The organism is Mycobacterium sp. (assembly GCF_035274705.1).
GTDB lineage: Bacteria > Actinomycetota > Actinomycetes > Mycobacteriales > Mycobacteriaceae > Mycobacterium.
Window position 1 is genome coordinate 45,409 of record NZ_DATENY010000032.1, and the last position, 12,234, is coordinate 57,642.

Below are 12,234 nucleotides of genomic sequence, written 5' to 3' on the forward strand. Positions count from 1 at the left end.
CGAATTGAGATGGCCGCACATGACAATAGTGGGGCTTAATTTAGGGATCTACGAGACCAGGTGAGGAGGCGGAACATGGCTTATGAGCAGGTCGATTTCGGTCACCACGACCGGTTTGACAATCGGATTCTCGGCTCAGTAGGCGACACCCGTCACACCATTACCGGACCGACACCAATTGGGGCACCGGGACGTCCTCAATTGAGTTTGGTGCCTGAGCAACCCGAGAGATATGAAGTTGCCCCGGCAACTACTGAAGATGAGCAATGGCAAGAGCGCGGTTTGTGCGCGCAAACGGACCCCGAGGCGTTTTTTCCTGAGAAGGGCGGCTCGACCCGCGAGGCCAAGCGAATCTGCATGGGTTGCGAGGTGCGCGACAAGTGCCTGGACTACGCGCTGGCCCACGACGAGCGCTTCGGCATCTGGGGCGGGCTCTCCGAGCGCGAACGCCGTCGCCTCAAGCGCGGCATCATCTAGTCGGGGTGTTCACTCGTCATCGATCGTCGGGTCGATGACAGAAGGTTCGACGCCCAAGTACGTGGCCACCTGAGCCACCAAGACCTCATGCAACAGCTCCGCCAGCTCGACGGTGTCCTTAGCCCGTCGCTCAATTGGCTTGCGGAACAGCACAATTCGCGCGCGCGTCGCGTTACCGCGGACATCGACACCGGCCGGGATGAGTCGGGCCAGCGCGATCGGGCCGTCGGCGAGCACCTCCGGCGGCCACGACACCGCGTCGGGATCTTTCGGTGAGATACGAGGTATCTCGTCGACGGCGACGTCGAGTGCCGACACCCTCTCGGCCCACCGGCGCTCGATGGGTTCGTACGCTTCCAGCACCGCCATGTCGAACCGCTCGGCGCGGCTCCGCCAGCCCGGTACCGATGGCGGAAGGAGCGGCCCGCGCATTTCCCGGCCGCGACGTGATCGCCGCAGATTCTGCTCGGCCACGATATGAAGGGTAACGGTTGGAGATCGTCGACCCCGCGGCTGCGCGTGTCCGGCGGCCCATGGCGATTCCGCACGATAGCCTCTCGCTGTGAACGTTCCCCGTCGCTGCTGCCGGCCCGGGTGCCCCCACTATGCGGTCGCGACGCTGACCTTCGTCTACTCGGATTCGACGGCCGTCGTAGGTCCCCTGGCCACGGTTTCCGAGCCGCATTCGTGGGATCTGTGCGTGGCGCACGCCGGCCGGATCACCGCTCCCCGCGGCTGGGAGCTGGTTCGCCACGCGGGACCGCTGCCGGCTCATCCGGACGAAGACGATCTGGTCGCGCTGGCCGACGCGGTGCGTGAAGGACGCGACGGCACAGCTCCGATGAACGGCGTCGCGGCAGGGTTTTCCGATCCGGTGACCGGTGTACACGGAGGCGCCCTGATGGCCCCGCCGGCCCGTAGACCCGAGTCGAACGGACGCAGGCGCGGTCACCTGAGGGTGTTGCCAGACCCGAGCGATTAGAGCCCGCCTAGCCGGAGCCCAAAGGCTTGACTAGTCGGCGTGTTGCGACCGCGCGACGGTTAGGCTGGCGCCAACAGTCCCCTTCGCAAGGAGTCCTATGTCTCGGCCCGCCGCGGATGTTCACCGCGTCATCAAGGCGTATGACGTCCGCGGACTGGTCGGCGAGGAACTCGACGAGCAATTCGTCGCCGACGTCGGGGGCGCGTTCGCGCGACTGGTCCGCGACGGTGCTTCGCAAGTGGTGATCGGCCACGACATGCGGGCCAGTTCACCGTCGCTATCGGCGGCGTTCGCCGACGGCGTTGTCGCCCAAGGCCTCGACGTGGTTCGGATCGGGCTGGCCTCAACGGATCAGCTGTATTTCGCGTCGGGTCTGCTGGACTGCCCGGGCGCGATGTTCACCGCCAGTCACAACCCGGCCGCCTACAACGGGATCAAGCTCTGCCGCGCCGGCGCCAAACCCGTCGGCAAGGACACCGGGCTGACGGCCATCAGTGAGGACATCATCGTGGGCGTGCCCGCCTACGACGGGCCGCGGGGCAGCATCTCCGACCGCGACGTGCTGGCCGACTACGGCGATTTCCTGCGGTCACTTGTCGACGTCACCGACCTGCGTCCGCTTCGGGTCGCGGTGGACGCCGGAAACGGCATGGCCGGGCACACCACACCCGCAGTGCTGGGCCCGGTCTCCGCAATCACGCTGTTGCCGATGTACTTCGAACTCGACGGCACCTTCCCCAACCACGAGGCCAACCCACTGGACGCGGCGAATCTCGTCGACCTTCAGGCCTACGTCGTCGAGACGGGCGCCGACATCGGGCTCGCCTTCGACGGCGATGCAGACCGGTGTTTTGTCGTGGACGAAAAGGGGCATCCGGTTTCCCCGTCGGCGGTGACCGCGCTGGTCGCCGCGCGAGAATTGGGCAGAGAGATCGGCGCATCGGTGATCCACAACTTGATCACCTCGCGAGCGGTGCCGGAACTGGTCGTGGAGCGAGGTGGCACGCCGATCCGCTCGCGGGTGGGACATTCCTACATCAAGGCGCTGATGGCCGAGACCGGCGCGATCTTTGGTGGTGAACACTCGGCGCACTACTACTTTCGCGACTTCTGGGGCGCCGACTCCGGGATGCTGGCGGCGCTTTACGTGCTGGCGGCACTGGGCGAACAGCAGCGGCCGCTGTCGGAACTGATGGCCGACTACCAGCGCTACGAAGCATCCGGCGAGATCAACTTCACCGTCATCGACGCGGAGGCGTGCGTGGACGACGTCCTGAAGTCGTTCGGCACTCGCATTCACTCCATCGATCACCTCGACGGAGTGACCGTCGACCTCGGTGACGGGAGCTGGTTCAACCTGCGCATGTCCAACACCGAGCCGTTGCTGCGGCTCAACGTCGAGGCCCGCAGCGCCGAAGAGGTCGACGAGATCGTCGGTCAGGTGGCCGCTCAAATCGCTGCCCGCAGTGAGGCGTCCACGTGAATGCCGCCCAGGACGTCCTCGACCTAGACGATGTCGAAGGGCTTATCGCCGCCGACCAGGACGGTTTGCTGCGCGCGGCATCGATGGCGGGGGCGCAAGTGCGTGCCACAGCGGCGGCGGTCGACGAGGGTGATCTTGACTCGCTGAAGTCCGACGAGCCACCGAGAACGGTGATCTGGGTGGCAGGCCGGGGAAACGCGGAGACCGCGGGGTCGATGCTCGCCGCGGCGCTCGGCGGTTCGGTGGCCGCGCCCATCGTCGTCGCCTCCGAAGCGCCACCGTGGATCGGCGCGCTGGACGTACTCATCGTCGCCGGCGACGATCCCGGCGATCCGGCTCTGGTGGCGGCCGCCGCGACGGGCGTGCGGCGCGGCGCGCGCGTCGTCATCGTCGCGCCGTATGAAGGCCCGCTACGCGACGCGACCGCCGGCCGGTCCGTCGCTCTGACGCCTCGGGTCCGGGTGCCCGACGACTACGGCCTGAGCCGCTATCTGGCAGCCGGCCTTGCCACACTGGGCGCGGTGGATCCGGGGATGCGCGTGGATCTGGCCGCGCTGGCCGACGAACTCGACGCCGAGGCGTTTCGCAACAGCGCCGGCCACGAACTGTTCACCAACCCCGCCAAGACGCTGGCCGAACGCATGACGGGCCGCGATGTCGTGCTCGCTGCTGACAATGCGGCCACCCTGGCGCTGGCCCGGCACGGTGCGTCGGTATTGCTGCGGGTCGCCCACCAGGCGGTGGCCGCGGTCGGACTGTCCGACGCCCTCGCGGCGCTGCGGGGTGGCATGGGTGGCGGATCGGGAGCCGAAGGGCAGAAGTCGATATTCCATGACGAACAGATCGACGGTCCGCTGCCGCGGCGGGTGCGGACGTTCGTGTTGGCCACCGACGCCGAACGCCAAGTGGTGATCTCGCGGGTCGCCGGGCTTGCCGATGTCGATGTGATCACCGCCGAGGATGTGCCGGAGGCGTCCGATACACCGTCGGCCGCGGTGACACCCGCGACCGGCCGTCCGGAACGACAACTGGCGATGCTGGCCGTCAGACTGGAGATGACGGCCACCTACCTGCGACTGGTTCGAGGTTAACGAGTGCACCTGCTACGCGGAGCGGTGCGGACCTATGCATGGGGTTCGCGGACCGCGATTGCCGACTTCACCGGAAGGCGTTCTCCCACAGCGCATCCCGAGGCGGAGCTGTGGTTCGGCGCGCATCCGGGCGATCCGGCGTGGCTGGAGACCGACGAGGGCGAGGTATCGCTGCTCGACACACTGCGCGACGATCCCGAGGGCCAACTCGGCGCGGCCGTACGCGGGCGCTTCGGCGACACACTGCCGTTCCTGCTGAAGGTGCTGGCCGCCGATGAGCCCTTGTCGCTGCAAGCGCATCCGAGCGCCGAGCAGGCGTTAGAGGGCTTCGCCCGCGAGGAGAAGCTCGGGATCGGTGTTTCGGCGCCGACGCGTAACTATCGCGACCGCAGCCACAAGCCCGAATTACTGGTCGCACTAGGGCAATTCGAGGCCTTGGCCGGTTTCCGACCCGCGGCCAGCAGCGTGGAATTGATGCGTGCGCTGGCGGTCAGCGACCTCGACCCGTTCGTCAACCTGCTGTCGGGTCAGTCCGACGCCGACGGCCTGCGCGCGCTGTTCACCACGTGGATCACGGCGCCGCAGCCCGACCTCGACGTGCTGGTGCCCGCGGTGATCGAAGGTGCGATCCACTATGTCCGGTCGGGGAAAAAGAAGTTCGCGGCCGAGGCCAAGACGGTGCTCGAGCTCGGCGAGCGGTATCCGGCTGACGCCGGCGTATTGGCCTCGCTGCTGCTGAACCGCATCAGCCTCAAACCGGGCGAAGGTATCTATCTGCCCGCGGGCAATTTGCATGCGTACCTGCACGGGGTTGGCGTCGAAGTAATGGCCAACTCCGACAACGTGTTACGCGGCGGATTGACCCCCAAACACGTCGACGTGCCGGAGCTGTTGCGAGTACTCGACTTTCACCCGGCAGCCGACGTGGTGATCCGCCCCGAAATCAGCCGGGACGGCGCGGAGCTCGTCTACAACACACCCGCCCCGGAGTTCGCGGTGTCGGTGCTGTGCATCGACGGCGAGGCGCTCGGCCACGAGATCGACGCGCCGACTCGCCACGACGGCCCGCAGATCCTGCTCTGCACAGAGGGTTCGACAGTCGTGCACGCCAAAACCACTGCGGTGACCCTTGAGCGCGGAATGGCGGCATGGGTCGCCGCCGACGACGGCCCGATCCGGCTGGTCGCACAGAATCCGACGAAGTTGTTCCGGGCCACGGTAGGTATCTAGTGACCGCGGCGGCCGAACGGCAGCACATGCATGATCGCGACGATCACGGTTCCGACGACCAGTCCGACCACCGCTGATGCCGCGGTGTTGACCAGCCAGGCCAGCAGCGCGCCGACGCCCTGGACGGCGTGATGGACGAAGTCTTCGGCGTGGTGCACGAGGCCGTACGGTGCATGCCAGCCGACCTCGTCGGTTCCGGCGAGCAGAATGTGTCCGCCGACCCAGAGCATCGCCACGGTGCCGATGGCCGAAAGTGCCGATAGCAGTTTGGGCATCCCGGCGACCAGGCCGCGGCCGACCCCCTGCGCGAATCGTGAGCTGCGTTGCGTGAGGCTCAGGCCGACGTCGTCCATCTTCACGATCGCGCCAACCACGCCGTATACCGCGATGGTGATGACCACGGCAACGATCGCCAGAATGATGAGCCGCGGCCAGAACGACTGATCGGCGACCTCGTTGAGCGCGATGACCATGATTTCTGCGGACAGGATGAAGTCGGTGCGGATCGCTCCCGCCGCCATCTGCTTCTCGGCGTCCTCGCCGATCGTCGTTGTGGGCGCGGCATGATCGTCGTGACCAAGAAAGCGGCCCCATACCTTCTCGGCGCCCTCATAACAGAGATAGGTCGCGCCGAGCATCAGGATCGGCGTCAGCATCCACGGCACGAACTGGCTGAGCAGCAACGCGGCGGGCAGGATGAACAGCAGCTTGTTGCGCAGCGACCCAATCGCGATCCGCTTGATGATGGGCAGCTCGCGTTCGGCGGTGATGCCGTGAACGTACTGCGGGGTCACTGCCGTGTCGTCGACGACGACTCCCGCCGCCTTGGCCGTCGCGCGCCCGGCGGCGGCGCCGATGTCATCGACCGAAGCGGCCGCGAGCCTGGCCAGAGCGACAACGTCGTCGAGTAGTCCGAACAGACCGGCGCTCATCGCGTCGTCCCCATGGCACCGAAGGCTACCTGCCGACGGTAAAGGGTCACCGCGGCGTGCCGCGCGATCGCCTCGCACCGCTGTGGTGGGGTGCTCGTGTCGCACAACGGTCTTGCATGAAGGCGACCAGCACGTCGACCGCTCGGCCGTATTGCTTCATGTCGACATACAGGCTGTGAGCGACCGGTCCTCTGGCCCGGGCCCTGCGGCCGCCGGGGATTGCTACGTAGCCACCGACGTCTGCTTGGGCTAGCAAGTCGAGAACGTCTGTCGCGTCGGCGGCATCGAGGTCGGCGATGACCACCCACGTGTCGGCCCACACGCCGTTGTCCGTGCCGCCGGGCGCCAGCCAGTACGCGATGTCACGAGCCGCGACGTCTTCGATGGACCACATGTACGAGCTGATGGCGGCCTCCGATCGCCGGGCCCCATTATCCCGCGTTTCAGCCGGCCGGCGCAGACACCGCGGTCGGTCTAGTGGCCCTTTTCTCGGCCAGCCACAGCCGCATGTTGTGGCGGATGGTGCGGCCCACCAGCCGGGCCGACGGGACCATGTACAGGCTGTCGAGCAGGCTGAAGCGGCGTAAGAACCATTCGGCCAGAACGGGATCCGTCTCGGCCGCGCCGAGAAACTGGTCGAACAGGCCGCCGACCGGCCGGTACCACCACGGCATCGGGCCGCCGGCCCGGTGCAACACGCGGTCGCCGATCGCGTTCATCGTCCACACCGGATACGTCGTCTTGGCGGTCGCGCGATTGAAGTCACCGATCACGTCGTCACCCTGCAGTGCCTGCCGCAGATGCCCGGTTTGTAGCGACGTCATCGTCATGCCCTGCCCGAAGGTCGGGTTGAAGCTCGCGACGGCGTCGCCGAACGGCAGGATGCCCGCGGGGAAGCGATCGAGTTTGTCGTAACGGCGCCATCGGCTGGTCGGGTATTTATGGAGCGCCACTTCGCCGATGGGTTCGCCCTGCCGGATCGCGTCGGCGACGTGCGCGGGCAGGATCTCGTCGGCCAGCGCACACATGCCGGCAAAATCGTGCGGCGGCTCCACTTTGTTCACACCGAACGTCGTCAGTCCCCAGGTGCCGTCCTCGTAATACAGCATGCCCAGCCCGAGCGGCTGTTCCCGGCAGGCGCCGGCAACAATGACCTTCTCGGCGATCAGACCGTCGGGTATCCGCAGTTGATGGGTGGCATAGCCGATGCCGACGTCGACGGCTTCCTCGGTAGGACGCTCAAAACCCCACTGCGCCAACCACACTGGAAGGCGCGTGCCGCGGCCAGCGGCATCGACGACGAAATCGGCCGCGATGTCCTCGCCGGTTTCGAGCAGCACACCCGTTACTCGCTGACTGCTGACGTCGTAGCGGGGCTCGACGACGACGGCGTGCACGATGCCGACGTTGTCGAGGGCGGCGACACGGCGGCGGATCTGCCATTCCAGGTGCGGCCTGCTGGGGACATAGGCGGTGAACTCGTCCTGCAGCGTGTGGTGGGTGCCGAGGACGTGGCCGGCGGCGCCGAAGTGGATGCAGTCGGGACGGTTCTCCAGAATCGGTACACCGGCTGCCACCATGTCGTCGAGCAGACCCGGAAAGTGGCTCTCGAACTCCTGCGCGCCGCGCGCCATCAGGAGGTGCACGTGCCTGCCCTGCGGCACCGCGGATCGGTTCGCCGCACCGTCAGGAAGATCGTCGCGCTCGAACACCGTCACCCGGTCGTAGAAATCCGACAAAATCCGCGCGGCGCACAAGCCCCCGATGCTGGCCCCGATTACGACGGCGTGGTTTCCGCTCCGCCCCATGGGGGGACAGTACTAAATACGTTCCCGCGGAGGGAGGGCCTGGAATGACCGGCAAGTGGCGGACCAAGTCGGTGGAGCAGTCGATCGCCGACACCGACGAGCCAGAGACCCGGCTGCGAAAAGATCTGAACTGGTGGGATCTCACCGTGTTCGGGGTTTCGGTGGTGATCGGGGCGGGCATCTTCACGATCACGGCCTCGACGGCCGGCAACATCACCGGCCCCGCAATCTCGATCTCATTCGTGTTCGCGGCAGTCGCCTGCGGTCTGGCCGCGCTCTGCTACGCGGAGTTCGCCTCGACGGTGCCGGTAGCCGGCAGTGCATACACCTTCTCCTATGCGACGTTCGGGGAATTCATCGCCTGGGTCATCGGGTGGGACCTGATTCTGGAATTCGCGGTCGCGGCGGCCGTGGTCGCCAAGGGCTGGTCGAGCTATCTGGGGACGGTGTTCGGATTCGGCGGGGGCACAGCGGATTTCGCGGGCTTTCAACTGGATTGGGGCGCGCTGCTGATCATCGTGTTTGTCACCGCGATCCTGGCGTGGGGTACCAAGCTGTCGGCCGAGGTCAGCCTGGTCATCACCGTGATCAAGGTGTCGGTCGTGCTGCTGGTGGTCGTCGTCGGGGCGTTCTACATCAAGACGGCGAATTACTCACCGTTCGTTCCACCTGCGGAAGCCGGCGAGGGCGGAACCGGTGCCGAACAGTCGCTGTTCTCCTTACTGACCGGCGGCGAAGGCAGCCACTACGGCTGGTACGGCGTGCTGGCCGGGGCGTCGATCGTGTTCTTCGCGTTCATCGGATTCGACATCGTCGCCACCACGGCCGAGGAGACCAAGAACCCGCAGCGCGACGTGTCTCGCGGCATCATTGCCTCCCTGGTCATCGTCACGGTGCTGTACGTGGCGGTCGCCGTCGTGCTGTCCGGCATGGTGCGCTACACCGAGCTTCGCAAGGCAGGAGAAAAGGTCAATCTCGCAACGGCGTTCACGGCCAACGGTATTGACTGGGCCGCCAAGGTGATCTCGATCGGCGCGCTGGCCGGCCTGACGACCGTCGTGATCGTGCTGGTGCTCGGGCAGACGCGGGTGCTCTTCGCGATGTGCCGCGACGGGTTGCTGCCCCGGCCGTTGGCCAAGACGGGCCCGCATGGCACGCCGGTGCGGATCACGGTTCTTGTCGGCGTGCTCGTCGCGATCACCGCATCGGTGTTCCCGATGGACAAGCTCGAGGAGATGGTCAACATCGGCACGCTGTTCGCCTTCGTCCTGGTCTCCGCCGGCGTCGTCGTGCTGCGGCGCACCCGACCCGATTTGGAGCGCGGCTTCCGGGCGCCGGGCGTGCCGCTGCTGCCGATCGCCGCGATCGTGGCCTGCACGTGGCTGATGCTCAACCTCACCGCGCTGACCTGGATCCGATTCGTCGTCTGGATGGCCGCCGGGGTGCTGATCTACTTCGCCTACGGCCGCCGGCATTCGGTGCTGGCCCAGCGGGAAGCCGACGCAGCCTCGGCGTGATTTCGACGCGATAACCGGCGCTGAGCGCGTGTTTGCGCGCCGAATCGCGGAGTCATGCGCGCGATGCTTTACAAAACACACATCTATGTCTAGACAGCCGACAAAATCGCTTCTATAGTCAATCTGAGGACGTGATGGCACTCACTTCAGGAGGCTTTGGTGGCGACACATCTTTCCGACGTGGAGATCGCCCAATGGCGGGACCGCAAGCGGCATCTATGGCTGATGGGGTTGATCGCGCCGACGGCGTTGTTCGTCGTGCTGCCACTGGTGTGGGCGTTCAACCAGTGGGGCTGGCACGTCGCGGCGCAGGTGCCTTTCTGGATCGGTCCGATCCTGCTCTACGTGGTGCTGCCTGCGCTGGACCTGCGCTACGGGCCCGACGGGCAGAACCCGCCAGATGAGGTGATGGAGCGGCTGGAGAACGACAAGTACTACCGCTACTGCACCTACATCTACATCCCGTTCCAGTACGCCAGCGTGATCTTCGGCGCGTATCTGTTCACGGCGTCGGACCTGAGCTGGCTCGGCTTCGACGGTTCCCTGGCCTGGCCGGCCAAGATCGGTCTCGCGCTCTCGGTCGGGATGCTCGGCGGGGTGGGCATCAACACCGCGCACGAGCTCGGTCACAAGAAGGACTCGCTCGAGCGGTGGCTGGCGAAGGTCACGCTTGCGCAGACGTGGTACGGCCACTTCTACATCGAGCACAACCGCGGCCATCACGTGCGGGTCGCCACGCCCGAGGATCCCGCGTCGGCGCGCTTCGGTGAGACGTTCTGGGAGTTCCTGCCGCGCAGCGTGTGGGGGAGCCTGCGCTCATCGTGGGAGTTGGAGGCGCAGCGGATGCGCCGACTTGGCAAGAGCCCGTGGAACATTGAGAACGACGTGCTGAACTCCTGGCTGATGTCGGTGGTGTTCTGGGGCGTGCTGATCGCGGTGTTCGGCCCGGCGCTGATCCCGTTCATGGTGATCCAGGCGGTGTTCGGATTCACGCTGCTGGAGACCGTCAACTATCTGGAGCACTACGGCCTGCTGCGGCAGAAGACCGAGAGCGGCCGCTACGAGCGGTGCGCGCCGGAGCACAGCTGGAATTCGGACCACATCGTCACCAACTTGTTCTTGTACCACCTGCAGCGGCACAGCGATCACCACGCCAATCCGACCCGGCGCTACCAGACGCTCCGCAGCATGACGGGCGCGCCGAACCTGCCCAGCGGCTACGCGTCGATGATCGCGCTGACGTACTTCCCGCCGCTGTGGCGCCGCGTGATGGATCACCGGGTGCTCGAGCACTACAACGGTGACATCACACAGGTGAACATGCACTCGCGGGTTCGCGACAAGATGCTGGCTCGGTACGGAGTCGCGGCATGAGCGCCTACCGCTGCCCCGTCTGCGATTACATGTACGACGAGGCGAAAGGTGCTGCCAGAGAGGGATTCCCGGCGGGCACGCCGTTCAGCGACATCCCCGACGACTGGTGCTGCCCCGACTGCGGGGTTCGCGAGAAGGTCGACTTCGAAGAGATGGGAGTAAGGCAATGACGGATTACAAGCTGTTCGTGTGTGTGCAGTGCGGCTTCGAGTACGACGAGGCCAAAGGCTGGCCGGAGGACGGCATCGCCCCCGGCACGCGATGGGAGGACATCCCCGACGACTGGAGCTGCCCGGATTGCGGTGCGGCGAAATCGGACTTCGAGATGGTGGAGGTCGCCCGACCGTGACCGCGGCGTGGGCGAGCGCAGCGACGCGAGGGGATATTGTCGCGCGTGTGACCAGCCCGCGCGACAAGCGCATTCCGTACGCCGAGGCGTCGCGGGTGCTGCTGCGCGATTCGATCCTCGACGGCATGCGGGAGTTGCTGCTCACCCGCGACTGGTCGTCGATCACGCTTTCGGACGTCGCGAAGGCCGCAGGCATCAGCCGCCAGACGATCTACAACGAATTCGGGTCTCGCCAAGGCCTGGCGCAGGGATACGCGTTGCGGTTGGCCGACCGCCTTGTCGACCAGATCGAGTCTGCGATCAACGACAACGTCGGCGACGTGTATGCAGCGTTCCTGCAGGGCTTCCGCGACTTCTTCACCGAGTCAGCGGCCGACCCGTTGGTGATCTCCCTGCTCACCGGCACAACCAAGCCCGATCTGCTGCAGCTGATCACCACTGACAGCGCGCCGATCATCACGCGGTGTTCGGCGCGGTTGACCGAGTCGTTCATGAATAGCTGGGTGCGCGCCAGCGAGGAGGATGCAGGGGTGCTAGCCCGCGCTATCGTCAGGCTCGCGATGAGCTACGTTTCGATGCCGCCGGAGGCCGACCACGACGTCGCCCGCGACCTCGCCCGTTTGATGACGCCGTTCGCCGAACGCTACGGTGTTGTAGATACCCCTTAGCTGTCAGAGCGCCGACGCGCCTGTCCCGCGAGCCCGCAGGCTGAGGGGGTTTCCGCATGGGTGTCGCCGTTGCGTACGTCCGTGCGCACATTGGCAATGACGAACGAAGAAGGGCTCTACATGACTGAGTTGAAGGCTGATGTCCGTAATGGCATCGATTTCAAGGTGGCCGATCTGTCGCTGGCCGAGTTCGGCCGCAAGGAGATCCGGTTGGCCGAGCACGAGATGCCGGGATTGATGGCGCTGCGGCGCGAGTACGCCGAGGTCGCACCGCTGAGGGGTGCGCGTATCTCGGGTTCGCTGCACATGACCATCCAGACCGC

The 12,234-nt window shown here is 66.1% G+C and carries 14 protein-coding genes and 1 pseudogene; 11 read left to right on the forward strand and 4 right to left on the reverse strand.

Features of this window, described 5'->3' with window-relative positions:
- Window positions 1-75: 75 nt before the first annotated feature.
- Complete coding sequence (locus VJV41_RS08475) at window positions 76-477, forward strand: WhiB family transcriptional regulator (protein ID WP_414684914.1); 402 nt, start codon at window positions 76-78, stop codon at window positions 475-477.
- Window positions 478-486: 9 nt separating this feature from the next.
- Here VJV41_RS08475 and VJV41_RS08480 read toward each other — a convergent pair whose 3' ends face one another.
- Complete coding sequence (locus VJV41_RS08480) at window positions 487-909, reverse strand: metallopeptidase family protein (RefSeq protein WP_325332868.1); 423 nt, start codon at window positions 907-909, stop codon at window positions 487-489.
- A gap of 130 nt (window positions 910-1,039) precedes the next feature.
- Here VJV41_RS08480 and VJV41_RS08485 point away from each other — a divergent pair, with 130 nt between their 5' ends.
- The 4 genes from VJV41_RS08485 (at window position 1,040) to manA (ending at window position 5,263) form a co-directional block, all read left to right on the forward strand.
- The gene (locus tag VJV41_RS08485) at window positions 1,040-1,459 is read left to right on the forward strand and encodes a DUF3499 domain-containing protein (protein WP_325332854.1); all 420 of its coding nucleotides are present in this window, start codon (window positions 1,040-1,042) and stop codon (window positions 1,457-1,459) included.
- Between the two features lie 97 nt (window positions 1,460-1,556).
- On the forward strand, window positions 1,557-2,942 hold the full coding sequence (locus VJV41_RS08490; RefSeq protein WP_325332855.1) for a phosphomannomutase/phosphoglucomutase: 1,386 nt from the start codon (window positions 1,557-1,559) through the stop codon (window positions 2,940-2,942).
- Entirely contained in the window at window positions 2,939-4,033 is a 1,095-nt protein-coding gene (locus VJV41_RS08495) for a TobH protein (protein ID WP_325332856.1), read from the forward strand. Before VJV41_RS08490 ends, VJV41_RS08495 begins: the two co-directional genes overlap by 4 nt.
- A 3-nt stretch (window positions 4,034-4,036) precedes the next feature.
- Window positions 4,037-5,263 carry a mannose-6-phosphate isomerase, class I gene (manA, locus tag VJV41_RS08500; RefSeq protein ID WP_325332857.1) on the forward strand — a complete coding sequence of 409 codons (1,227 nt, stop codon included), beginning with the start codon at window positions 4,037-4,039 and terminating at the stop codon, window positions 5,261-5,263.
- On the opposite strand, the pseudogene VJV41_RS08505 reads toward manA, so the two are convergent.
- The 3 genes and pseudogenes from VJV41_RS08505 to VJV41_RS08515 all read right to left on the reverse strand — a co-directional run.
- Window positions 5,264-6,195: pseudogene (locus VJV41_RS08505) on the reverse strand (DUF808 domain-containing protein); the annotation flags it as partial. It lies immediately after the preceding gene.
- Between the two features lie 46 nt (window positions 6,196-6,241).
- Complete coding sequence (locus tag VJV41_RS08510; protein WP_325332858.1) at window positions 6,242-6,589, reverse strand: hypothetical protein; 348 nt, start codon at window positions 6,587-6,589, stop codon at window positions 6,242-6,244.
- A gap of 49 nt (window positions 6,590-6,638) precedes the next feature.
- Complete coding sequence (locus VJV41_RS08515; RefSeq protein ID WP_325332859.1) at window positions 6,639-8,003, reverse strand: oxidoreductase; 1,365 nt, start codon at window positions 8,001-8,003, stop codon at window positions 6,639-6,641.
- Window positions 8,004-8,047: 44 nt separating this feature from the next.
- On the opposite strand from VJV41_RS08515, the gene VJV41_RS08520 reads away from it, so the two are divergent.
- The 6 genes from VJV41_RS08520 to VJV41_RS08545 form a co-directional block, all read left to right on the forward strand.
- Window positions 8,048-9,520, forward strand: coding sequence for an amino acid permease (locus VJV41_RS08520; RefSeq protein WP_325332860.1), 1,473 nt, complete (start codon window positions 8,048-8,050; stop codon window positions 9,518-9,520).
- 159 nt (window positions 9,521-9,679) lie between these two features.
- Complete coding sequence (locus VJV41_RS08525) at window positions 9,680-10,894, forward strand: alkane 1-monooxygenase (RefSeq protein ID WP_414684915.1); 1,215 nt, start codon at window positions 9,680-9,682, stop codon at window positions 10,892-10,894.
- A complete protein-coding gene (locus tag VJV41_RS08530; RefSeq protein ID WP_325332862.1) occupies window positions 10,891-11,064 on the forward strand; it encodes a rubredoxin in 174 nt (57 codons plus the stop codon). Before VJV41_RS08525 ends, VJV41_RS08530 begins: the two co-directional genes overlap by 4 nt.
- On the forward strand, window positions 11,061-11,243 hold the full coding sequence (locus VJV41_RS08535; protein WP_325332863.1) for a rubredoxin: 183 nt from the start codon (window positions 11,061-11,063) through the stop codon (window positions 11,241-11,243). The genes VJV41_RS08530 and VJV41_RS08535 overlap by 4 nt, the downstream gene beginning before the upstream one ends.
- 35 nt (window positions 11,244-11,278) lie before the next feature.
- The gene (locus tag VJV41_RS08540; protein WP_325332869.1) at window positions 11,279-11,911 is read left to right on the forward strand and encodes a TetR family transcriptional regulator; all 633 of its coding nucleotides are present in this window, start codon (window positions 11,279-11,281) and stop codon (window positions 11,909-11,911) included.
- A 120-nt stretch (window positions 11,912-12,031) separates the two neighbouring features.
- Window positions 12,032-12,234, forward strand: a 203-nt coding sequence (locus VJV41_RS08545; RefSeq protein WP_325332864.1) for an adenosylhomocysteinase, incomplete at its 3' end; no start/stop codon positions are given.

What these genes read in the sequence shown, in the direction of transcription:
- VJV41_RS08515 (WP_325332859.1), bottom strand. Translation starts at nt 8,003, where the DNA reads ATGGGGCGGAGCGGAAACCACGCCGTCGTAATCGGGGCCAGCATCGGG.
- VJV41_RS08480 (WP_325332868.1), bottom strand. Translation starts at nt 909, where the DNA reads ATGCGCGGGCCGCTCCTTCCGCCATCGGTACCGGGCTGGCGGAGCCGC.
- VJV41_RS08535 (WP_325332863.1), top strand. Translation starts at nt 11,061, where the DNA reads ATGACGGATTACAAGCTGTTCGTGTGTGTGCAGTGCGGCTTCGAGTAC.
- VJV41_RS08510 (WP_325332858.1), bottom strand. Translation starts at nt 6,589, where the DNA reads ATGTGGTCCATCGAAGACGTCGCGGCTCGTGACATCGCGTACTGGCTG.
- VJV41_RS08530 (WP_325332862.1), top strand. Translation starts at nt 10,891, where the DNA reads ATGAGCGCCTACCGCTGCCCCGTCTGCGATTACATGTACGACGAGGCG.
- VJV41_RS08475 (WP_414684914.1), top strand. Translation starts at nt 76, where the DNA reads ATGGCTTATGAGCAGGTCGATTTCGGTCACCACGACCGGTTTGACAAT.
- VJV41_RS08490 (WP_325332855.1), top strand. Translation starts at nt 1,557, where the DNA reads ATGTCTCGGCCCGCCGCGGATGTTCACCGCGTCATCAAGGCGTATGAC.
- VJV41_RS08520 (WP_325332860.1), top strand. Translation starts at nt 8,048, where the DNA reads ATGACCGGCAAGTGGCGGACCAAGTCGGTGGAGCAGTCGATCGCCGAC.